This is a genomic window from Streptococcus oralis subsp. oralis, assembly GCF_002096445.1.
Taxonomy (GTDB): domain Bacteria; phylum Bacillota; class Bacilli; order Lactobacillales; family Streptococcaceae; genus Streptococcus; species Streptococcus oralis_N.
The window spans coordinates 1,006,957-1,028,046 of sequence record NZ_NCUK01000013.1; the positions used below are offsets into that span (position 1 = coordinate 1,006,957).

At 39.7% G+C, this 21,090-nt stretch carries 25 protein-coding genes and 1 pseudogene; 1 reads left to right on the forward strand and 25 read right to left on the reverse strand.

Features of this window, described 5'->3' with window-relative positions; translation table 11 throughout:
- Position 1 precedes the first annotated feature (1 nt).
- From B7721_RS08285 to B7721_RS08385, 22 genes are all read right to left on the reverse strand, one after another.
- On the reverse strand, positions 2-970 hold the full coding sequence (locus B7721_RS08285) for a glycosyltransferase family 2 protein (protein ID WP_084878522.1): 969 nt from the start codon (positions 968-970) through the stop codon (positions 2-4).
- A complete protein-coding gene (locus B7721_RS08290; RefSeq protein ID WP_084878524.1) occupies positions 967-1,803 on the reverse strand; it encodes a LicD family protein in 837 nt (278 codons plus the stop codon). Before B7721_RS08290 ends, B7721_RS08285 begins: the two co-directional genes overlap by 4 nt.
- A gap of 170 nt (positions 1,804-1,973) precedes the next feature.
- Positions 1,974-2,270 (reverse strand): hypothetical protein, encoded by a 297-nt coding sequence (locus B7721_RS08295; protein WP_239823808.1) that lies wholly within the window; start codon positions 2,268-2,270, stop codon positions 1,974-1,976.
- A 3-nt stretch (positions 2,271-2,273) separates the two neighbouring features.
- On the reverse strand, positions 2,274-2,684 hold the full coding sequence (locus B7721_RS08300; protein WP_084878526.1) for a hypothetical protein: 411 nt from the start codon (positions 2,682-2,684) through the stop codon (positions 2,274-2,276).
- Positions 2,666-3,904, reverse strand: a complete 1,239-nt coding sequence (locus tag B7721_RS08305; RefSeq protein WP_084878528.1) for an Mbeg1-like protein — start codon at positions 3,902-3,904, stop codon at positions 2,666-2,668. Before B7721_RS08305 ends, B7721_RS08300 begins: the two co-directional genes overlap by 19 nt.
- Positions 3,897-4,298 carry a DUF1310 family protein gene (locus B7721_RS08310; RefSeq protein WP_084878529.1) on the reverse strand — a complete coding sequence of 134 codons (402 nt, stop codon included), beginning with the start codon at positions 4,296-4,298 and terminating at the stop codon, positions 3,897-3,899. Before B7721_RS08310 ends, B7721_RS08305 begins: the two co-directional genes overlap by 8 nt.
- Before the next feature lie 309 nt (positions 4,299-4,607).
- Positions 4,608-5,012 (reverse strand): DUF1310 family protein, encoded by a 405-nt coding sequence (locus B7721_RS08315; protein ID WP_084878531.1) that lies wholly within the window; start codon positions 5,010-5,012, stop codon positions 4,608-4,610.
- Between the two features lie 15 nt (positions 5,013-5,027).
- Complete coding sequence (locus B7721_RS10115; protein ID WP_158085837.1) at positions 5,028-5,189, reverse strand: hypothetical protein; 162 nt, start codon at positions 5,187-5,189, stop codon at positions 5,028-5,030.
- Positions 5,182-5,583: a DUF1310 family protein gene (locus tag B7721_RS08320; RefSeq protein ID WP_084878533.1), complete on the reverse strand. Its 402-nt coding sequence runs from the start codon at positions 5,581-5,583 to the stop codon at positions 5,182-5,184. Before B7721_RS08320 ends, B7721_RS10115 begins: the two co-directional genes overlap by 8 nt.
- A 47-nt stretch (positions 5,584-5,630) precedes the next feature.
- Positions 5,631-5,894, reverse strand: coding sequence for a hypothetical protein (locus B7721_RS08325; protein WP_084878535.1), 264 nt, complete (start codon positions 5,892-5,894; stop codon positions 5,631-5,633).
- Positions 5,891-6,286, reverse strand: a complete 396-nt coding sequence (locus B7721_RS08330; protein WP_084878537.1) for a DUF1310 family protein — start codon at positions 6,284-6,286, stop codon at positions 5,891-5,893. Before B7721_RS08330 ends, B7721_RS08325 begins: the two co-directional genes overlap by 4 nt.
- A 378-nt stretch (positions 6,287-6,664) precedes the next feature.
- Positions 6,665-7,960 (reverse strand): LCP family protein, encoded by a 1,296-nt coding sequence (locus tag B7721_RS08335; protein WP_084878539.1) that lies wholly within the window; start codon positions 7,958-7,960, stop codon positions 6,665-6,667.
- Entirely contained in the window at positions 7,957-8,805 is an 849-nt protein-coding gene (gene pheA, locus B7721_RS08340) for a prephenate dehydratase (RefSeq protein ID WP_084878541.1), read from the reverse strand. The genes B7721_RS08335 and pheA overlap by 4 nt, the downstream gene beginning before the upstream one ends.
- Positions 8,802-9,278 (reverse strand): shikimate kinase, encoded by a 477-nt coding sequence (locus B7721_RS08345; RefSeq protein ID WP_084878543.1) that lies wholly within the window; start codon positions 9,276-9,278, stop codon positions 8,802-8,804. The genes pheA and B7721_RS08345 overlap by 4 nt, the downstream gene beginning before the upstream one ends.
- Positions 9,271-10,554 carry a 3-phosphoshikimate 1-carboxyvinyltransferase gene (gene aroA / locus B7721_RS08350; protein ID WP_084878545.1) on the reverse strand — a complete coding sequence of 428 codons (1,284 nt, stop codon included), beginning with the start codon at positions 10,552-10,554 and terminating at the stop codon, positions 9,271-9,273. The genes B7721_RS08345 and aroA overlap by 8 nt, the downstream gene beginning before the upstream one ends.
- Positions 10,555-10,644: 90 nt before the next feature.
- A complete protein-coding gene (locus B7721_RS08355; protein ID WP_084878547.1) occupies positions 10,645-10,983 on the reverse strand; it encodes a YlbF/YmcA family competence regulator in 339 nt (112 codons plus the stop codon).
- A 10-nt stretch (positions 10,984-10,993) separates the two neighbouring features.
- Positions 10,994-12,097: a prephenate dehydrogenase gene (locus B7721_RS08360; RefSeq protein WP_084878549.1), complete on the reverse strand. Its 1,104-nt coding sequence runs from the start codon at positions 12,095-12,097 to the stop codon at positions 10,994-10,996.
- Positions 12,098-12,106: 9 nt separating this feature from the next.
- Entirely contained in the window at positions 12,107-13,273 is a 1,167-nt protein-coding gene (gene aroC / locus B7721_RS08365; RefSeq protein WP_084878551.1) for a chorismate synthase, read from the reverse strand.
- Positions 13,274-13,282: 9 nt separating this feature from the next.
- Entirely contained in the window at positions 13,283-14,350 is a 1,068-nt protein-coding gene (gene aroB / locus B7721_RS08370; protein WP_084878553.1) for a 3-dehydroquinate synthase, read from the reverse strand.
- An 18-nt stretch (positions 14,351-14,368) separates the two neighbouring features.
- The gene (locus tag B7721_RS08375; protein ID WP_084878555.1) at positions 14,369-15,223 is read right to left on the reverse strand and encodes a shikimate dehydrogenase; all 855 of its coding nucleotides are present in this window, start codon (positions 15,221-15,223) and stop codon (positions 14,369-14,371) included.
- Complete coding sequence (aroD, locus tag B7721_RS08380) at positions 15,213-15,890, reverse strand: type I 3-dehydroquinate dehydratase (protein WP_000767778.1); 678 nt, start codon at positions 15,888-15,890, stop codon at positions 15,213-15,215. Before aroD ends, B7721_RS08375 begins: the two co-directional genes overlap by 11 nt.
- Positions 15,887-17,050, reverse strand: a complete 1,164-nt coding sequence (locus B7721_RS08385) for a class I SAM-dependent rRNA methyltransferase (RefSeq protein ID WP_162283485.1) — start codon at positions 17,048-17,050, stop codon at positions 15,887-15,889. Before B7721_RS08385 ends, aroD begins: the two co-directional genes overlap by 4 nt.
- A gap of 272 nt (positions 17,051-17,322) precedes the next feature.
- On the opposite strand from B7721_RS08385, the gene B7721_RS08390 reads away from it, so the two are divergent.
- Positions 17,323-18,771, forward strand: coding sequence for an alpha-amylase (locus B7721_RS08390; RefSeq protein ID WP_084878557.1), 1,449 nt, complete (start codon positions 17,323-17,325; stop codon positions 18,769-18,771).
- A gap of 87 nt (positions 18,772-18,858) precedes the next feature.
- Here the strand turns inward: B7721_RS08390 and B7721_RS08395 are convergent.
- From B7721_RS08395 to B7721_RS08400, 3 genes and pseudogenes are all read right to left on the reverse strand, one after another.
- A pseudogene (locus tag B7721_RS08395) lies at positions 18,859-19,041 on the reverse strand (DHHA1 domain-containing protein); the annotation flags it as partial.
- A complete protein-coding gene (locus tag B7721_RS10075) occupies positions 19,020-19,691 on the reverse strand; it encodes a hypothetical protein (protein WP_142358580.1) in 672 nt (223 codons plus the stop codon). The gene B7721_RS10075 and the pseudogene B7721_RS08395, both read right to left, overlap by 22 nt.
- A gap of 5 nt (positions 19,692-19,696) precedes the next feature.
- Positions 19,697-21,082 (reverse strand): OLD family protein, encoded by a 1,386-nt coding sequence (locus B7721_RS08400; RefSeq protein WP_084878559.1) that lies wholly within the window; start codon positions 21,080-21,082, stop codon positions 19,697-19,699.
- Positions 21,083-21,090 lie beyond the last annotated feature (8 nt).

A 21,090-nucleotide genomic window follows, 5' to 3' on the forward strand; every position in this document is an offset into this window, starting at 1 on the left:
ATTAGTTTTTTAATCCAACAATTTTCTTATATAGCCATGGAGAAATGACAAGTGATAGGATCGCTACCTTGCGAAAAGTAGTGAAATAAGCATCCTTCCATATTTCGCGTCGGTGCTGAACAATCCAAGTCCTCAGCTCAGCTTTCTCCTTTTGATACTCTTCACGTGAAGTAAAGATAATTTTATCGTAAACTGTGATGTACGACCAACATTCTCTATTTATTAATTCGCATTTTAAATTAGGGAAGGTTTGTGAAACTTGAGCAATTATTTGCTGATAAACTTCTATCGTGTCAAATACATGTCGATTAACAGATGTCGTTGCACTTCCCTCACGATGATCATAATAATAAACAGGTTTGTCAATAAATACGCAACTGCATCTTGTCTTTAGTAGCAATTCAGTTAAAAATAGAGCATCTTCAGCTAGGTGATAATTGGTATTAAACTTTTCATCCGCAAGCAGGTCTCTCTTAAACAGTTTTGCAACTGGAAAAAATGATGTTCTGGTAGTCATCAGTAGTTCCTTCATGGTTTCTTCTGTTGACCAGAGTTCTGTTTTTCCAGAATGTGAAGGTAGGTCTGTTACAATTCCGTTTTTGATATGGTGCAGAGGAGCAATAACAAAGCCTACATTCAACCCTTCAACTGCACTTGCTAAAGTAGCTAGGTAATCTTGGGTAACGAAATCATCGCTATCAATAAAGGTAACCCAAGAACCCGTCGCTAGCTGAATTCCCATATTTCTAGCATTTGAAACACCAGCATTTTCGCTATGATAAACCTTGATATTCTCATACTGAGATGCTAAGTGATCACAGATCTGTCCACTAGAATCAGTAGAACCATCGTTGATTAGGATTAACTCAAAATGGGCATAAGTCTGTTGAAGAATTGACTCCACACATCGCTCCAGATAAGCCTCTACATTGTAGACTGGAACGACAACGCTTATTTTTTCTCCCATCATGCTCCATATTCTCCCTTGTACTCTGTGTAGCTCTTGTCCATGTCTGCTATAATAGCATCATGATGCGGTACCTGCTTGTCTGCTGGTGGCGGTGTCATATAGTCCCCAAAAGCAGTGCTGAGATAAGCATCGTAGCCAACTGGAATAGGCATCTCAGTTCCTTCAAATGGCAAGAAAAGATTGTCTTCAAAGGATGCGATTGGGTATTTGTTTCGCATGTAGCCGGGACCTGAGCATAATTCCGTAATTCCATCGCTCTCAGCCAGACCATACTTGGTCATTTCTTTTTCAGCTTTTTTCCAAATGCGATAACGTAGAGATTTTGGAGTCAGGCCGAGTAAGATACGACTTCCCCATTTCATGACTGCACCATGCTTTTCTGGGATAGTTTGCGCACAAAAGAGTGAATAAATCAGGGCCCAACGAACCTGTTTCTTACGCTCAGCTGGATTTTTAGGATAATAATCCAAAGGCAACACATCCAAGGCTAAACCGTGTGGTAAATCCAAATCCTTCTGATAAGGCTTGATACAAGTAGTTTCCTTGTCACGAATGGTAATAAAAAGGTTACGGTCTACAAAATCTTTATTACTCTTTGACAAGAAATAACGCTCGTCTGCATAACGTGGCCACAGTTCTGCTAATTTTTCATAGTCCTTACGCGGCATGAAAAAGTCCAAATCATCATCCCAAGGAATGAAACCCTTATTACGAAGGGTACCAATAGCCCCACCACCACAGAGATAGCACAACAAATCATGTTCTTTACAAAATGCGACGAAATATTCAGCCATTTCCAGACTACGAGCCTGAATCGCTTTCAAATCACTCATGTCTCTCCTCTTCTTTTCAAAAACGAGTTATATCGTTTTATTATACCATAAAAAAGCCTTAAAAATCCATCAGATACCGTAAAAAATCAAAGCCTGAGACACCCATTTAGTTAGATGTTTCAAGCTTTGATTTTAATGTATTTTTTTATCTGAATCCCATTTGGACTAGCTTATTCTACAATTGTTTCATACTCTTTTTCTTTTGTTTTTAGTGTTTCAACAACTTTTGTAGAATATGCTCCTTTCATTGATGTATCGATTTGACTAGAAATCATCCCTAGTGCCGTCTTCGTTGCTAGTGCTTCTGTTTTGATTTTGAAATCACCATCTGACATCAAATTGTTACGCTCATTCAATTTGATTGGCGCATAAATATGGCTGATTAGTAAACGTTCTAGTCCCTTCTCAATCTCAGTCATATTATTGTTCACACCTGAGAAGAAGTCATTAATCATTTCTTCAAACACGGGCTATCCCTTCCTTTTTTCTTGATCAAGTTTCATCTTTTTACGATGTAATGTATCTATATCATCTTCCAATTTTCGTCGTTCTCGTCTATACTCAATCTCTTCATTTTCAATCCTTTGTTCCAAGGTACGTTGATTTCTTGTATATCCCATGGATACTGCTTGACTAAAATCCGAAGCTATTCTGTTTAATCGTGCTCTTTCCTCAGTAGTATCCACGTCCACTTGTCCTAGGTAATGCTGCATCATCTGGTACTTTCCTTCCATCATATACAACAGTTGGTTCCGTTTTTGCTGAAGGTCTTCAAATTGTTCTTCTCTTTGTTGGCGAATAGAACGATTGCGTTCATCTAATGACTCTAGATTGTTTTGCTTTGTTCTTAATTTCTGCCAGATTACTTGATTTTCATCCATTCTTTAAAATTCCCTGCTAATTCTTTATCATCTTCCAATTTCTTTTGGACACCATCTGCTATTTGTTTTTCTAAACTTTGAAAATCTTCAGCTAATTTTTCTGCTTTTTTGATTTTTGGATAGAAATAATGATCAAGGTCATCTACGATTGTCGTACGAGATACTCCTCCATCAGAATAGGCTGTCGCCACCTCTGTGGGTGACAAAATAAAACCAAAAGGGACTTGATAGGTACTCGCTACTATTTTCTCTGCTTTTTGGTGAGCTTTACGAACTATGGAACGAATCTCTTCATGGCCATCATTCGCGACTTCATGCAATCCCGATGAAATCGTTAAGGCATGTTCGGAGTCTAAAAAGAGCTCCTCACCACTCGTATAACCGCCTGAAGCCAATGCGTCTTTAGCCTTTGCATAGGAATACAAGCCACTGGAAACCTTATCCAAAACAGATGAATAACGTTTTTCAAAAGATGAGGTATCTTTTTTGATTTTGAGGCTACCATCCTCATTAAAAACATAACCACCCCACATGTGTTGTTCTACAGGATTCAGATTAAAGCTCGAATCCACATGATGAACAATTCCAACAGCATTTTTACTGTTCAATTCTGCTTTGTATCCTGGGGCATCCTTGGGATATCCGATTGGAACTGTATCTCGTTGATCAATATAATTATGAATCCGGTATTTCATCGCATCCACACGTTGCCGTTGTTCTTTGGTCAAGACTGGATAGATATTCGGTCCTTGGTAGATATAAGCTCCTGAGATACGTGAAATATCCCTAACATTAGCTAGGGCGTATTGCGCATTCATGGAGCCAAGAGAGTGAGCATAAACTGAGATTTTAGCGTTCGGATAATTTTCTAATACGTTATTCAAGGTTGTAGCCGCTGATTCTAACTGAGGTGTCACTTCTTTCTTCTTGGTTATGATATTTTTCGCCATAGGAATATCATTGACTTTCCAATCCACTTCCCATCCTTCTTCAAATGGAGCTTTAGACCCTTCATAAAGAACAAATACTTCTGACCGGTCTGGACTCTCAACTACGTATACCTTCAATCCTGTCTCGTTTTCTATTACCTGACGGACTGTACCGATGGTTTCTTTCTTTCCTTTATCGTTTTTGATTTTCAAGGGGTCTGTTTCAGAGTAACTTGTATACTCTTCATTAGCAATTTTTTGACGTTCATGATCACTATACTGTCTATTCACTTTTTCCCTCCGTTATCATTTTCTCAAATTTAGCAGAGTTTCCTCCTCCATCATTAACTAACTTTCCACTTTTTTTATCTTTATTAATAGTGAAAAATACATATAATTCTTCGTCATTATTTATATAAATTTTAAATTTAATCCCTCCCATTGGACTATGTTTGATGGATTTATCATCAATTTGATAAGACTTTATTTTCCCTTTATTTGTTAAAGAAAATTGGTCCATTTCTTTCAAATCATCTTCTATAATTTTTTTGACTTCCTCACCCTTGACAATTCTCACCATCTCATTGTATTTTACTTGTTTCATTACTTTAAATCCTCCTATGCTTAGTCCAACGATAACCAACAAACTAGCTAATACAATTCCTATAATTTTTAATATCTTCATGGCATCTCCTTTATGGTATTTTACAAATATGTCATGCGCTGATTTACTTATAGTATACCATAAAGATTGGATTTTCCATCCTCACTTGACTTGGCGCTTTAGAACCTTCATAGAGAACAGACACTTCAGAATGGTCTGGACTCTCAACTACGTAAGCCTTTATTCCTGTCTCGTTTTCGATCACCTGACGGACTGTACCGATGGGTTTAGCGTTATCTTTATCACCAATTTCAACAGACTTATCAACTGCAAGCTCTTTAGTACACTCTTTTTTTTGCTATTTGAAATCTCTCATAGTCAGTATATGTATCAGTCATTTTTATCTTTCTCTTCTACTTTTTTCATTATGGTAGGATCATTTACTCCACCTTCACTAGTAAGCTTCTTCGTATTAAAGTTTTTATTTAGAGTGAAACTAAAAATATAATCCTTATTGTCATTGACATATATGGAAACCATAATACCTCCCATTGTATTGGAAGCAATAGATTCATAATTAATCGCATAATTTTTAATAACTCCATCTGATTCAAACGCTTTCGGATCTATTCGTTTTAATCTATTTATAAAAATTTGATTCGCTTCCTCACTTTCTACAATCCTAACCATCTCATCGTGTTCTACTTTTTTCATCACTTTATATCCCCCTACGCTTAGTCCAACGATAACTAACCAACTAGCTAAAACAATTCCTATAATTTTTAATAACCTCATTATATCTCCTTTATGTTATTTTACAAATATATCATATTTTATTACCTGACGGACTGTGCCGATATCTTCTATCTCTCCTTTATCATTTATGATTTTCATAGGATCTGTTTCAGAATACTTTGTATACTCTTCATTAGCAATTTTTTGACGTTCATGATCACTATACTGTCTACTCACTTTTCCCCTCCGTTATCATTTTCTCAAATTTAGCAGAGTTTCCTCCACCATCATTAACTAACTTTCCGCTACTTCTATCTTTATTAATAGTGAAAAATACATATAATTCTTCGTCATTATTTATATAAATTTTAAATTTGATCCCTCCCATTGGACTATGAAAAATGGAATTAGTATCTATATCATAATTCTGGATAATATTTCCTTCTTCAAGTGCCCCTTTATGCCTCAGCTTTAGGTTATCTTCTATGATCTTTTTGACTTCCTCACTCTCTACAATTCTCACCATCTCATTGTGTTTTACTTGTTTCATTACTTTAAATCCTCCTATGCTTAGTCCAACGATAACCAACAAACTAGCTAAAACAATTCCTATAATTTTTAATATCTTCATGGCATCTCCTTTATGGTATTTTACAAATATGTCATGTACTGATTTACTTATAGTATACAATAAAGATTGGATTTTCCACCCTCACCTGGTTCCTTAGAACCTTCATAGAGAACAGACACTTCAGAATGGTCTGGACTCTCAACTACGTAAACCTTTATTCCTGTCTCGTTTTCTATTACCTGACGGACTGTGCCGATGTCTTCTAGCTCTCCTTTATCATTTTTAATAGTCAGAGGATCACTGGGTTCATAGACTGAATACTCCTCATTTGCTATACTTTGTCGCTCGTGATCACTGTAATCTCTACTCATTGTTTCTCCTTTATCAGATTGTGCAATTTCCCCGAGTATCCCCCACTGGAGAAATCCACCTTTTTTGTTTGCGAGTTTTTCTCTAGGGTATACCTTACATACAATTCATTATCTTCATTTACATAAACAGAAAAATTTATTCCCCCCATAGGATTATGTTGAATAGATTCTGTATCTATTTCATAAGACTGGATTACTCCTTTATTTGTAAAAGCTTTCCCATCTATGTAATTTAAATAATCCTCTATTACTTCTTTGACTTCCTCACTCTCTACAATCCTAACCATCTCGTCGTGTTCTACTTTTTTCATCACTTTATATCCCCCTACGCTTAGTCCAACGATAACCAACAAACTAGCTAATGTGATTCCTATAATTTTTAATGACTTCATGACGTCTCCTTATGGTATTTTACAAATATGTCATACGCTGATTTACTTATAGTATACCATAAGCATTATATTATTACCCTTATAGTCAAATTGAAGATTCATCAGGTAGTTAAAAATCTAGTAGTACGCAAAAAATTCTTTTCATCAACTAAAAAACTGTTGATACAAATTTTTCGTTTGGTCTCGATTCAAAAACCTTCACTTTGTCATGTTCTCTTAACAAGTTTCTTAAAAGGATTTCAAGTTAGAATATAATGAATGTGGTTCTGGAAACCACTATATAACATAAAAAGAGCATTTCCATTTCAGAAATACTCTTTTTTATATTTGGAATATAATTTTTACTAAGTTCTTTTGAGTTTTCTTAATAAAAGTATTCTATCTCATTCCCATTTGGGCGAGTTTGGTTTGGTATTTATTTTGATCGACTAGAAGTCCTTGTCCACCATAGATATCATAAGCGTCTACCCAGTCACCAAGTTCTGGGACGGTGAGTCTTTCAATGCCATTTTGAGCACCTTCTAGGACAGATAAGCCATTGGTCAACAAGAAGCTATACGGTAGATTTGTTGATGTCATGCCAAAGACTTTTCCAAGTGCCTCTGATCCCGTAAAGAGCTTGGTTGGATCTTTGATTTGCTCAAGAACTGCTGACATGACTTGTTGCTGACGTTTGGTACGGCCGTAGTCTCCCTCGTCATCATCACGGAAGCGAGCATAGTTCAGCAAGGTGGATCCATTCATCTGCTGTTTTTCAACTTTGATGGTTTGGGTTGGGGACTCTGTCTCTGTTGCATGAAGGTCATCTCCAACTGTGGCTTCTGTTAAAGGTTGACCATTCAATGTTGAGAATTGGGCATCAATCGTTACTCCGTCAGGGAAGAGGGTATCAATAGCTGTTGCAAAGGCCTGGAAGTCAACTAGGGCATAGTACTTAATATCCAAATCAAAGTTGTCTTTTAGAACCTTGCGGACCATTTCAGCACCTTTTTGCCCTTCTTGTTCCCCAAGTTCATAGGCAACATTTAGTTTGTTATCCGTTTGTTTCTGACCATTTACAATCTTACTATACCCGTCGATATAAACTAAATTGTCACGCATAAAGCTGACTAGTTTAATCTTCTTATCCGATCCACTGACATTCAGTACCATGATCGTATCAGTACGGGTTTCTGCACTATTTTGACCGATACGGCCATCTGTCCCCATGACTAGGATATTCACACCATCTTTGGTATCCTGACCGTTAAAGACCTCTACTTGAGCTGCTTTGGCGTCAGCTGGCTTATTTGTTGGATTGGCTGCTGACTGGAACCCTCGAAGAAACATGAAAATCATCCCTGCAAGCACACAAGTAATCAACAGCAGGAACCAAGTCAGTATTCGTTTGAAGCCAATTCTTCTCTTTTTCTTTTTGACTTTAGGTTGAGGAGCTACCTTTTCACGTTTCTTAGACCGGCTTCTACTGCCATAAGTCGGAAGATCAATATCTCTACCCCAAGATTCTTCTTTTTCTTCTTGGTAGAAATGGTGAACTTCAGACTTGGGACCTGCCATCTTCTGTTGCAGATAATCAAACTCCCTCCGTTCACGGTCGTTGAGGTAATGAATATTTTTGAAGAGATAGTCATAGCGTAACTGCTCGTGATGACTTAAAGGATTTTCTTTGCTCATTGACTCTCCTTTTCTAAATCAGTTATGGTAAAAATCGGGTAAGTTCCCAGTATCTTGTGCTGGATCCCAATAGCTTCTAGTTCTTGTCTTGCAAAATGAACCAGTTCTTTGTCACTATAGTCTACATCGATAATGAAAAAGTATTCTCCTAAGGCTGTTTTAAGGGGGCGACTTTCAATCTTTGTTAAGTCAATCCCTCTCCAAGCAAAGGTCGAAAGTGCCTTGTAAAGAGCACCAGGTAAGTTGTCTGGCAAGGTCAAGGCCAAACTCATTTTTTCAGCTTGCGAGTTCAAAGGAATCTTTGGTATCTCTGCCCCTAACACCCAAAAACGTGTGAAATTGGCTTCCATTTCCTGAATATCCTCTGCAATCAATTCCAAGCCATATTCTTCAGCTGAACTTCTAGGAGCAATGGCTGCATAAGGCTGGTCTGGATGTTCCGAGATAAAGCGGGCCGCATAGGCGGTACTGGCTGTTACCTCAATTTTGGCCTCTGGATACTGTTCATCTATGAATTTCTTTCCTTGAGCCAGAGCCTGAGGATGAGAAAAAATCTTCTCAATTTTTGACTGACCTGGAACCACCATCAACTGCTGGTGAATGGGCTGAACGATTTCTGCAACTGCTTGGATGCGAGCCTGGTGAAAAAGGTAATCCAAGCTTTCATGAACACTACCTTCAATGGAGTTTTCAACTGGTACCACAGAATAGTCCACCAAGCCCTGTTCATAGGCCTTGATAACATCTGTGATATTGGCAAAGGCATGCAATTCCTCTTTGGGAAAGGCTGTCTGCACAACATGATGCGAAAAAGATCCCTTGGGACCTAGATAGGCAATTTTCATCTCAGTTCCTCTATAATTTCCTCTGGGCTTAACTTGGTCACATCCAGAACTTGACTGGCTACTTCCTCATACCAAGCTTGTCTTTCATGGAAAATAGCTGCTAGTTCTTCCTTACTATTATTTAGAAACAGCGGGCGCTGATTGTCCTTATCAGCTGCGATACGTTGGTAGAGGGTTTCAAAATCTGCTTTTAGGTAGATATTCTCTGGATTTTGCTTGAGTAAGTCTCGACTACGTGGCGAAATAACAATCCCTCCACCAGTGGAAATAACTTTATCTGTCTTTAGCAGGTCAGCTAGGACTTCTGACTCTACTTGGCGAAAGGCCACTTCTCCTTTTTCAGCGAAGAAATCCGCAATGGACATGCCCAAGCGTTCCTCGATTAAGGCATCCATATCGATGTATACTGGGTCCAATCCTCTAGCGATTGTCGATTTGCCTGCCCCCATAAATCCGAGTAATACCTTAGCCATGAATCAAAGTCTCCAAATCATCAAAGAAGCTAGGATAGCTGGTATTGATGGCTTCAGCACGGTCAAGTTCCACTTCTCCATCCGCAACCAAGAGGGCTGCAATAGCTGTCATCATTCCAATTCGGTGGTCACCAAACGTATTGACTCTACCGCCATGAAGGGCGGATTTCCCTTTGATAATCATCCCGTCTGCTGTGGGGGTGATGTCCGCTCCCATGCTATTTAAGGCATCTGCCACCATTTGAATGCGGTCGGTTTCCTTGACCTTGAGTTCCTCAGCATCCTTAATGACCGTTACACCTTGCACTTGGGTCGCTAGAAGGGCAATAATAGGCAATTCATCAATCAAGCGGGGAATCAAGGCTCCACCAATCTCTGTTCCTTTCAAGTCTGAAGACTCGACAGTCAAGGTTGCTGATTTAGCGACTGGGTCAATATCAGTAATGTCCAATTTCCCACCCATAGCACGAATGACATCAATAATACCAGTACGCGTCTCATTGATGCCTACATTCTGTAGCACCACACGAGAGTTTGGAACAATCAAACCTGCGACCGACCAAAAGGCTGCACTGGAAATATCTCCTGGAACAACTACCTTTTGTCCGGTCAGTTTTTGTGGTCCTTGAACTGTGATTTTCTTGCCATCCACACTTAAATGACCACCAAATTGCTGAAGCATATCTTCGGTGTGGTTGCGAGTACATTCTTTCTCGATAATAACGGACTCCCCCTGAGCCTGTAAGGCTGCAAATATCAAGGCAGACTTGACTTGCGCAGAGGCGATTGGCAACTCATAGTGAATCGGCTTTAAATTTTTCGTCCCTTCTAGGCGAAGAGGGGGGAGGTCTCGCTCCGTTTGCCCTGAAATGCTAACGCCCATTTTTTTCAGTGGAATCGTCACGCGATCCATAGGACGTTTAGAAAGACTATCATCTCCAAACATCTCTACTTCGAAGTCTGCACCAGCAAGTACACCTGAGATCAGGCGAATCGAGGTGCCAGAATTTCCCATATCCAAGGCATTTTGTGGCGCTTTTAAGCCATCCATGCCAACACCTTGAATAGTAATAACCCCATCTTTATCCTCAATTTTAACACCAAGGTCACGAAAAACCTGCATGGTTGAGAGCACATCCTCTCCACGCAGAATATCATATACCTTGGTTTCTCCCTCAGCCAAACTTCCAAAAATAATCGAACGGTGACTGATAGACTTGTCACCTGGAACCCGGATACTGCCATGTAAGTGGCGAATGTTTGTTTTTAGTTTCATAGTTGACCTCATACTTGCAATACTTTTTCTTATTTTATCACAAAAAAGCCAGAAATTCCTGAAATTTCTGGCTTTTATACAGATAAAATACTATTTCAATAATTCTGAAACAGGTTCAAAGACAATTTTTTCAATGTCTGAAAGGTAAATGGACAATTGTTGCTGTTTGGCAAAGAAATCTGACAACAGAGCGTTCTCTTGGATTTGCTTACTGAAAGACTGCATCTTTTCTTGGAAAGAACCGTCTGGCATTTGTCCCGTTTGCGCCATGACTTGGATTTCTTGCTGGAAGGCAAGATAGTCTGCAAAAATCTTGCTAGCTTGTTCATCTGCTTGGATGGCATCTTTTGCCGCCTTAACTGCCTTGTATTCTGGTAATTCGCGTAACCCGCGACTAAGTTCATTTGCACTATCGTAAATATTTGACATGATTTTCTCCTTATTTGATGACGACTGTGTAGTCCGTATTTTCTGTAATTAAGCGCTCAGCACGTTCCAGATCCTGAGCATTTTTAAAGGAAATTTGGAGAATCCCGTGAACATCCTCACGGTTTTCCTCGTTGATGTGGATGTTAACCAAGGAAGTCCCACGTAGCAATTCCAAAATCCGCAAGATGACATCTTCTTCATCGGGAACATCGACATAGAGGTCGTAAGAACTGTCCACACCACCACGCTTATGGATTTCCATGGCCTGCCTTTGCTCACGTGCTTGATTGAAAAAGTTCCAAATTTGCTCTTCATCTCCCCTGCTAATGGCTTGTCCAACCTCATCTAGGCGCTCCTTGAAATCCGCAATTCGATCTAGGATAGTCTCACGATTGGACAAGAGAATGGAAGTCCACATACCTGGCTCGCTTTCCGCAATGCGAGTCATATCTCGAAAACCACCCGCCGCAAAGCGCCTTGCCATTTCATGATCTTGAGCATAAACTGCTGTCTGCTCCATGAGGCTGGAAGCCAGAATATGTGGAAAATGACTAATCTGAGAAGTCACCCGATCATGCTCCAGGGCATCAATCTCGATAAAACGAGCATGAAGGCCAGAAAGCAGATCTTTCATTTCCTCAAGTGTGTCAGGACTTGTCAGGCTCGAAGGTGTGAAGATATAGTAAGCATTTTCAAAGAGATTAACATCCGCAGAGGCAGCCCCTGTCTTGTGGCTACCAGCCATGGGATGAGCACCGACAAAGCGGATAGGCTTGCCAGCTAAATATTCCTCCGCTGCTTCCACAATGGCTGACTTGGTTGAGCCTGCATCAGAGATAATGACGCCTTCTTTCAAGTCTATAGTTGCCAACTCCTGGATAAATGCAATGGTCTGTTTGATTGGCAAGGTCAAGATGATGACATCTGCTAGGGGAGCGAAACTGGCAAAATCATCCGTCGCACGATCTATCATACCTTCTTTCAAGGCAATATCTCTCGAAGCCTGACTGCGATTATAACCTAGAATTTCATAATCAGGATGATCACGCTTGATACCGAGCGCCATCGAAGCACCAATCAAACCAAGACCTACGATATAGATGGTTTTTGCCATAAGGACTCCTTAATAGTTTTTTGTATAGTCTCGGTGCTTGGCAACTGCCTCTTTTAATTCTTCAAGATTATCTGATGAGAATTTTTCAAGGATTTCTTGTGCCAGAACCGTTGCTACAACGGCTTCCATGACCACACCTGCAGCTGGAAGGGCGGTCGGATCACTTCTCTCCACGGTTGCCTTGTAAGGTTCGTGGGTTTCGATATCCACACTCATAAGTGGTTTGTAAAGAGTGGGAATGGGTTTCATAACTCCACGAACAACAATTGGTTGCCCATTGGTCATACCACCTTCAAAACCACCCAGATTATTGGTACGGCGAGTATAGCCGTCTTCTTTAGACCAGAGAATTTCATCCATAACTTGGCTGCCTTTGCGATAACCAGCTTCAAAGCCAAGACCAAATTCCACTCCTTTAAAGGCATTGATAGAAACAACTGCTTGAGCCAATCGCGCATCCAATTTTCTGTCCCATTGGACATAGGAACCAAGACCAACTGGAACACCTCCGACAACTGTCTCCACAACCCCACCGATGGTATCACCGTCACGCTTGATTTGGTCAATATAGTCCTTGATTTCCTGTTCCCGCTCTTGGTTGACAATAGAAACTTCAGACCGGGCAGCTCGTTCCTTAATCTCAGCGACTGTCAGATTTTCAGGTACATCGATTTCCTTGCCACCAAAAACCACGACATGGTTGGCAATCTCCATATCCAGCTCAGCTAAGAGACGTTTGGCTACTGCCCCAACTGCCACCCGCATGGTAGTTTCACGAGCTGATGAACGTTCTAAAGAATTTCGCAAATCGTCAAAACGGTACTTGATACCCCCAACCAAATCGGCATGACCTGGGCGAGGATGAGTGATTTTCCGTTTACTTTTAAGGCGATCTTCAATGTCCTCCGCAGACATGATATCCAGCCATTTCTGGTGGTCTTTATTGACAACATCCATGGTAATGGGAGCCCCAGTCGTCTTCCCGTGGCGAACGCCCGAAGTAAAGACAACCTGGTCACTCTCAATCTTCATACGGCCACCACGACCGTAGCCACCCTGACGGCGTTTCAGATCCCCATTGATATCCTCAGCTGTCAAAGGAAGTCCAGCTGGAATTCCTTCAATAATTGCCGTCAAACGGGGGCCGTGTGATTCTCCTGCAGTTAAATATCTCATACGTTCTCCTTATTTTACCAAGTAGTCTTTCATCTCTTCCAGAGAAACTGGGTGAATGGTCGCTGAACCAAGCTCTGGTACCAAGACCAATTTCAAGGTGTTGCCACGTGCCTTCTTGTCATGAGTCAAAGCCTGATAAAGCTTGTCAACATCCCAGTTTTCATAGTCAACAGGTAGTCCAAATTTCTGACACATCTCTCTAATGGACTGGGTTATTCCTTCTGGCATAAGACCTTTTTCCTCAGCAACCTTGGAAATCTGAACCATGCCCATGGCTACAGCCTCACCATGCATGACCTTGCCGTAACCGGCCGTTGCTTCAATGGCATGGCCAATAGTGTGCCCAAAATTGAGGTAGAGGCGAACACCGTTATCCAACTCATCCTCAACTACCATCTTGCGCTTCACATGGCAAGAATGTTCAATCAAGGTCTCTGCATGTTCCAAAATGCTCTCTACAGAACCATCTAGCTCTGTCAAGAGAGCCCACAGTTCTGGATCCTCAATCAAGCCGTACTTGATAACCTCACCCATCCCTTCAATCAGCTCTCTTTTCCCAAGAGTTTCAAGGACAAGCGGGTCAATCAGGACTCCATCTGGTTGAGCAAAGGTACCCACCATATTTTTAGCAAAAGGAGTATTGACGCCCGTCTTTCCACCGATAGAAGAATCAACCTGGGCAGTCAAACTAGTCGGAATCTGAACAAAGTGAATGCCCCGCATATAGGTAGAGGCTACGAAACCAGCTAGGTCCCCAACAACACCACCGCCAAGAGCCACAATCCCATCGCTACGAGTCAGACCTTGCTTGACTAAAAATTCATAGACCTTCTGAACAGTTGTTAAATTTTTTCGTTCTTCGCCTTCTAAAAAGTCAAAAACAGCTACCTGAAAACCAGCATCTTCTAGGCTGAGTTTAACCTTCTCTGCATAGAGAGAAGCTACATGGTTATCGGTTACAATGACCACTTTTTGAGGTTGCCAGAGTTCTCGCAACCATTGACCAGCCTGAGCTAGACAACCTTTTTCAATCTGAATATCATAAGGATGATGCGGAATATCGATTCTGATTTTCATAGTAGGGTCTCCTTTTCATTATTGGTATTTTTCTGACAAGGACTGCCAAATCTGGTCTGTCGGCATTTCTTTACCTGTCCACAGTTGAAAAGCTTCAGCAGCTTGATAGAGCAACATCCCCAGGCCGTTGACAGCTGGATTGCCCTGACTTTTTGCCCATTTCAAAAACGGCGTCTCAAAGGGTTGGTAAATGATATCTGCGACCAAGAAAGCCTTTGGTAAGACTATGCTTTCAGGAACTGGGGATGATTTGCCATCCATCCCAACACTAGTCGCGTTGACGAGCAGGTCCGACTCAGCAATCCTTGCTTGCAAGACAGAAAGATTTTCTAAAGCATACAAGTCCACTTTAAAACCTGTTTGCTCCTGCAACTTGTCTAGATAAGGTCTTGTTTTATCCATAGAAGCTGAACGAACAAAGACTGAAATCTGACTGGCGCCATCCAAAATAGCCTGAGCCAAAATGGACTTGGCTGCACCACCTGCTCCCAGAATGGTCATTTTCTTATCTGAGATTGTAAAAGAAGGCAAGCTCTTAAAAAATCCCTTGCCATCTGTATTATATCCAATTAACGTTCCGTCTTGATTAACAACTGTGTTGACTGCCCCAATCAAACGAGCCTCATCACTCAACTCATCCAGATAAGGAATAACCTGCTCCTTGTAAGGCATAGACAGGTTGATGCCAAACATCTGGTAACGGCGAATATTGGCGACTGTTTCTGCCAAATCACCCGCTTCAATCTCCCAAGCTACATAGGCACCATTAATAGCTGTCGCCTCAAAGGCCCTATTGTGGATAAAGGGTGAAATAGAGTGTTTGATGGGATTGGCAACAACTGCAGCTAAACGTGTATAGCCATCAAGCTTCATCCAAAATCTCCCTGATTTTCTTCATGTTTGATAGCGAAATCTGACCTGGGGCACTCGCTTCATCCAGACTAGCAAATGACCAACTCGAACCCGTCACATCTGAAGTAATGCGTGATACCTTGCCCATTTTCCCCATGGAAATGGTCACGTACTCTTGCTCAGGATTGAGTGTTTTAAATCCTCGAGTGTAATTCATCAGGTCTAAAACATCCTGCTCCGTATGAGCCATAACTGATACCTTGACCACTTTGGGAGAGAGACTGGTCAACTCAGACAAAATTTCCATCATGTTTTCAGGTGTCTCCTGGAAATTATGGTAACTCAAAACAAGATTTGGAAAATCCAACATTTCCTCAAAAACGTCCTTGTAGCTGAAATACTCAAAATCTACATAATCCGGCTGATAAAGCTGAGTAACTTCCTTGATGATTTGAACATACTCTTCTGAGGAAAGTTCGATTTCTCCTCCCTCAGCGCGAGTCCGAAGGGTAAAGACAAGTTCGCGTCCTGCAAATTTCTCAAAGATAGCGGGTGCTACCTGTAAAATAGCGTCCTTTGTAAGAAAGTCCGCACGCCACTCAATGATATCGGCATCTTCATACCTAGTAGCATCCAGTTCTTGCGCTTCTTCTAAACTTCTTGGCATCACTGAAACGATTAATTTCATCTACTAACCTTCATACTAATCACCTTGAGGTAATTACTGCTTTCATCTTTTTTATTATAGGCAAAGTCTGCTGGAAGACCATATTGGTTCAAGACCTGATACCTTCTTCCTGCAAAACCTTTATCAATTTGTTCTGTAAATTTCTGGCGGGAAACATTGGCAGCATTGGTACTGGCAATGATAATGCCTCCCGGATTTAAAATCTCTAGACTCTGGGAAATCAACTTGTGATAGTCCTTAGCTACAGAGAATGTTTGTTTTTTATTGCGGGCAAAGCTCGGCGGATCAAGCACAATCACATCATAGGTCAAGCCTTTTCGCTTGGCATACTTGAAGTACTCAAAAACATCCATGACGATAAAACGATGATTGTCCATGCTGAGTCCATTTGCCTGAAAATGAGCTTCTGACAGCTCTCTAGACCGTTTGGCCAAGTCGACAGAAGTTGTCTCACTCGTACCTCCCATAGCTGCAGCAACTGAAAAGGCCGCCGTATAGGAAAACATATTGAGCAAGGATTTGCCCATGGCTAGACCGTCAACCAGACTCCCACGAACCTCATGCTGGTCTAGGAAAATCCCGGTCATCAAGCCATCATTCATAAAGACTTGATAGAGCACGCCATTCTCAAGAACAGTAAAGTAATCTGGCGCTTCCTCACCATAAACATAGGCAGACTCGTAGTCTAGACCTTTAAAACGAATCTTTTCATAAGCACCCAAGACCTCAGGAAAAACTTCCTTAAAAGCCTTTACAATCAGCTCACGAATCTGGTAAACAAAGGAGTTGTACCAAGAAAAAACAGCATAATCTCCATAGAGATCAATAGTCAGACCCCCAAAACCATCCCCCTCTTGATTAAAAAGGCGAAAAGCAGTGGTCAAGTCATCTTGATAATAAGGCTTTCTAGCTTCCTTGGCCTTACGAAACAGGATTTCAAAGAAGGATTGGTTGAAACCAACCTTTTCCTTGCTGACCAACCAGCCAATGCCCTTGTTCTGCTGAGAAAGATAGGCACTCCCTAAAAATTTCCCGTCTTGACTAAGAACTTCTACTGCCTGATCCGTCAGATCAATATCTGTTAAATCACTTGCTTCCAAAAGAACTAGACCCTTAGCTAGCTTTTTTTCAACACGTCTGCTGACCCTAATTCTATTCATAGCTACTATTATAGCAAATTTTGTGACAATTCTCAAAAAAGAAACCGTTTAACCATATGTACTTTAGTTTACTGAGTGTCATTTTTGTTAAAATAAGTTTATTCCATTTACTTTTTCACCAAAACATCCTCTCCCTTGTGATGGAAAGAGAGATTCTATTCGCTAAAAATAGACAATTTCAGAAATGAGTATAGAATCTTGCGCAAACGTTTGCCTAGTTCTAAACTTTATGGTAGAATAAAACACAACATTGACAAGTAAGAGGAAAAACAATGCAAAATCAAACACTCATGCAATACTTTGAATGGTATCTGCCTCACGACGGCCAACACTGGGCTCGACTGACAAATGACGCAGAGCACCTAGCAAACCTTGGTATCAGCCACGTCTGGATGCCACCTGCCTTCAAGGCAACCAACGAAAAAGATGTCGGCTATGGTGTTTACGATCTTTTTGACCTAGGCGAATTTCACCAAAAAGGGACTGTCCGTACCAAGTATGGGTTTAAAGAAGACTATCTTCAAGCCATTCAAGCCCTAAAGGCGCAGGGAATTCAACCTATGGCCGATGTGGTGCTCAATCACAAGGCTGCTGCCGATCATATGGAAGCCTTTCAGGTTATTGAAGTGGACCCTGAGGACCGTACCGTTCAATTAAGCGAGCCCTTTACTATCAATGGCTGGACTCACTTTACTTTCGATGGTCGCCAAGATACCTACAATGACTTCCACTGGCACTGGTACCACTTCACAGGTACAGACTACGATGCCAAACGCCGTAAGTCTGGTATTTACCTGATCCAAGGAGACAATAAAGGTTGGGCAAATGAGGAATTGGTCGATAACGAAAACGGTAACTACGACTACCTCATGTATGCCGACCTAGATTTTAAACATCCTGAAGTCATCCAAAATATCTATGACTGGGCTGACTGGTTCATGAAAACGACTGGTGTAGCTGGTTTCCGCTTGGATGCCGTTAAGCACATCGACTCTTTCTTCATGCGCAATTTCATCCGTGATATGAAGGAAGAATACGGTCAAGATTTCTACGTTTTTGGGGAATTTTGGAATCCAGATAAGGAAGCCAATCTGGACTATCTTGAAAAAACAGAAGAACGTTTTGACCTTGTAGATGTTCGCCTCCACCAAAACCTCTTTGAAGCTAGCCATGCTGGAGCAAGCTACGACCTTCGTGACATTTTCACAGATAGCTTGGTTGAACTCAAGCCTGACAAGGCTGTCACTTTCGTTGACAACCATGATACTCAACGAGGACAAGCCCTTGAGTCTACTGTTGAAGAATGGTTCAAGCCAGCAGCCTATGCCCTTATTCTATTACGCCAAGATGGGCTTCCATGTGTCTTTTACGGAGACTATTACGGCATTTCAGGGCAATTTGCTCAACAAGATTTCAGAGAAGTTCTTGATCGCCTCCTAACCATCCGAAAAGACAGGGCCTATGGAGAGCAAACAGACTACTTTGACGATGCCAACTGTATCGGATGGGTCCGTTCAGGTGTCGAATATCAATCACCAATCGCTGTCCTTATCTCCAATGACCAAGAAAACAGCAAGGCTATGTTTGTCGGACAAGAATGGGCTGACCAAACCTTTATTGACCTCCTTGAAAATCATCCAGCACAAGTTACAATCAACGCTGAAGGTTATGGAGAATTTCCAGTAGCAGCGGGTTCAGTCAGTGTCTGGACAGCAAAATAAACCTATCAGGTACAAGCCAGATCCAACCGGATTTGGCTTTTTTGTGTATGCAAAAAGACCTAACCAAATGGATAGATCTTTAATGTCTTACAATTTACCTGCTACTGCATCCAAGAGTTCTTGGATTTTCGCTTGGTTGCTTCCCCCTGCCATGGCCATGTCTGGTTTACCACCACCACGTCCATCGACGATTGGAGCCAATTCTTTAACCAAGTTACCTGTATGGATGTCTTTAGTCTTACTAGCTACTAAAACATAGACTTTGTCTCCACAATCCATGGAATTTCTTGACTACACTCATAAACTGTATAATTATGTTGTTGAAAAGCTTTATTAAATACAAATTTTTCAAATCCAAAAAGAATTTGATTTTCAATTACACTACAATTATATAATACAATATTTTTATAATAATTTTCAAGTATAGGAGAATCTTTACTCGGAGAACCAGGCAAACCCTTATATTTCAATGTTCCTTCTATTTTGCTAGGTAAAGGTGCCTCTTTAACCGTTCCAATAATAAAATTATATTGTATTTTAAAGTTTCTGTTTGGTTCTTTTTTATAATTCAGTGGAGATCCAATGATAGCAATATCAGATAGAGCCCTCAAAACTGATGTATGAAATTGCACAGGAATTTTTTCTAAATACGATGTAGCAGTTTTCTTCAATTCTATTATATAAACTGATACAATGTTATCCACAAACCACAAAATGATTCCATCACAAAACTTTTGAGAAAATAATGTATTCATCCCATTATTATCCGGATTATGCTTTCCTAATTTATATAACTTTCCTTTTTTTTGAAAAGATAGATGCAAATTCATTTCAAAATCATTTTGTTTCTCAGAAATAATAGTCTGAAAAGTATTTATTTCTTCAATAAAATCATCTTTTATTAATTGTCTATTTCTCAATATAATCACTCTTCCAGATAATTTAAGTTTTGTTGACTTTCTAGAGTCATTCTCTGTAATAACAATAACTGTTCATTCATAAATTCTGAAATTAAACCATAATCACCTAGCTCCAATTTAGTAAGCATATACTTAGAATTGTTCTCAGATTTTGAATCAAGAAGCTCCCATCCGCCTACTATATTTTTACTAGGACTATCCAAATACCAATTATTAACAAGTGTCAACATAATATCACTATGGGTTGCAATAACAATTCTATAATACTTTGAAAGATGTTTTAAATATTTAAACATTCCTAAAATACTCTTAATAGAGAGGTGGGCTTCTGGCTCCTCTATAATCAATAATTTACGACTATCTGAACGGAATACCCTTTCAAAAATCTTTGGATATTGTTCTAAAATATGTAAACTCTGTAATTTATTTTGTTTAGTAGAAAAAAACTCACGTGGGATTTCTACTCCTAAATCATCTGTTAAAGAAATAACCTCACCATCGTCAAAATTTAGAGTACCACCTATTAATTCTTTAAATTCTTCTGAAATATAATCATCTTCCTCCGATAATTCAGTCAAAAATTGTTTGACTTCTTTAGCTTCCTCATAATCTTGCATGAATTTCTGTTCACTATAACGTAAAATTTGATTTTCTAAAAACATTTTTTCAAGATTCTTGCTCATTGAATATACACGCTCTGACGGAATATAAGTAATATTAAAAATTTTATTAATGACTAAAAATTTATTTTTTATAATTTCAGCAATAATAATTTTAAAAGACTTTAATAAATACTTAAATGGATCTGTATTCAATGATTTCTTTATTTGATTTAGATTACTTTCATAAAGGTATCTTTTATATCTAATATCTTTATTCTTTAACTCTATATAATAGCCTTCTGAATCTTCAATACTAATAAAATTATTGGCAGAGTTACCAGAATTAGATTTAATACTTCCTGTAATCTCTTCAGAAAAGTTAATTAACTCCTCAATATGTCTAAATTCTATTAACAGACCATCCATCGATAATTTTTCGTACAATACATCAGTTCTTAACTTCTCCTCAATTTCATCTTTTAATTTTTGTACTCCAATTTCAAATAGTTTTTCTACTTCTGAAATGTCTGCAAAAGATAATTGATATCTATAATTATTGTCACTCTCTTTAGAAATAATTTTTACATTTATATCAGAATTTTCAACTATTGTCGAAATAAAATTATTTTTTGAGTTTAAATGTGAAATAATCGTATCGTTTATTTTACTATATGCTTCTAGCAATAAAGTCTTTCCAGTCCCATTATCTCCAATCAAAATATTCATTGGATTACTAAATTCTAAATCGACATTATTGATATTCACATATTTTTCAATTTTAATTCTCATTGTAAACT

Bases quoted from the DNA above. Each gene is read 5' to 3' on its own strand.
- B7721_RS08300 (WP_084878526.1), bottom strand. From the start codon at position 2,684: ATGGATGAAAATCAAGTAATCTGGCAGAAATTAAGAACAAAGCAAAAC.
- B7721_RS08310 (WP_084878529.1), bottom strand. From the start codon at position 4,298: ATGAAGATATTAAAAATTATAGGAATTGTATTAGCTAGTTTGTTGGTT.
- aroC (WP_084878551.1), bottom strand. From the start codon at position 13,273: ATGAGATATTTAACTGCAGGAGAATCACACGGCCCCCGTTTGACGGCA.
- B7721_RS08290 (WP_084878524.1), bottom strand. From the start codon at position 1,803: ATGAGTGATTTGAAAGCGATTCAGGCTCGTAGTCTGGAAATGGCTGAA.
- B7721_RS08385 (WP_162283485.1), bottom strand. From the start codon at position 17,050: ATGAATAGAATTAGGGTCAGCAGACGTGTTGAAAAAAAGCTAGCTAAG.
- B7721_RS08400 (WP_084878559.1), bottom strand. From the start codon at position 21,082: ATGAGAATTAAAATTGAAAAATATGTGAATATCAATAATGTCGATTTA.
- B7721_RS08335 (WP_084878539.1), bottom strand. From the start codon at position 7,960: ATGAGCAAAGAAAATCCTTTAAGTCATCACGAGCAGTTACGCTATGAC.
- aroB (WP_084878553.1), bottom strand. From the start codon at position 14,350: ATGAAAATCAGAATCGATATTCCGCATCATCCTTATGATATTCAGATT.
- B7721_RS08345 (WP_084878543.1), bottom strand. From the start codon at position 9,278: ATGGCTAAGGTATTACTCGGATTTATGGGGGCAGGCAAATCGACAATC.
- B7721_RS08355 (WP_084878547.1), bottom strand. From the start codon at position 10,983: ATGTCAAATATTTACGATAGTGCAAATGAACTTAGTCGCGGGTTACGC.
- B7721_RS08360 (WP_084878549.1), bottom strand. From the start codon at position 12,097: ATGGCAAAAACCATCTATATCGTAGGTCTTGGTTTGATTGGTGCTTCG.
- B7721_RS08285 (WP_084878522.1), bottom strand. From the start codon at position 970: ATGATGGGAGAAAAAATAAGCGTTGTCGTTCCAGTCTACAATGTAGAG.
- pheA (WP_084878541.1), bottom strand. From the start codon at position 8,805: ATGAAAATTGCCTATCTAGGTCCCAAGGGATCTTTTTCGCATCATGTT.
- B7721_RS08330 (WP_084878537.1), bottom strand. From the start codon at position 6,286: ATGAAGTCATTAAAAATTATAGGAATCACATTAGCTAGTTTGTTGGTT.
- B7721_RS08375 (WP_084878555.1), bottom strand. From the start codon at position 15,223: ATGAAGCTTGATGGCTATACACGTTTAGCTGCAGTTGTTGCCAATCCC.
- B7721_RS08320 (WP_084878533.1), bottom strand. From the start codon at position 5,583: ATGAAGATATTAAAAATTATAGGAATTGTTTTAGCTAGTTTGTTGGTT.
- aroA (WP_084878545.1), bottom strand. From the start codon at position 10,554: ATGAAACTAAAAACAAACATTCGCCACTTACATGGCAGTATCCGGGTT.
- B7721_RS08325 (WP_084878535.1), bottom strand. From the start codon at position 5,894: ATGAGTAGAGATTACAGTGATCACGAGCGACAAAGTATAGCAAATGAG.
- B7721_RS08315 (WP_084878531.1), bottom strand. From the start codon at position 5,012: ATGAGGTTATTAAAAATTATAGGAATTGTTTTAGCTAGTTGGTTAGTT.
- B7721_RS08390 (WP_084878557.1), top strand. From the start codon at position 17,323: ATGCAAAATCAAACACTCATGCAATACTTTGAATGGTATCTGCCTCAC.
- aroD (WP_000767778.1), bottom strand. From the start codon at position 15,890: ATGAAATTAATCGTTTCAGTGATGCCAAGAAGTTTAGAAGAAGCGCAA.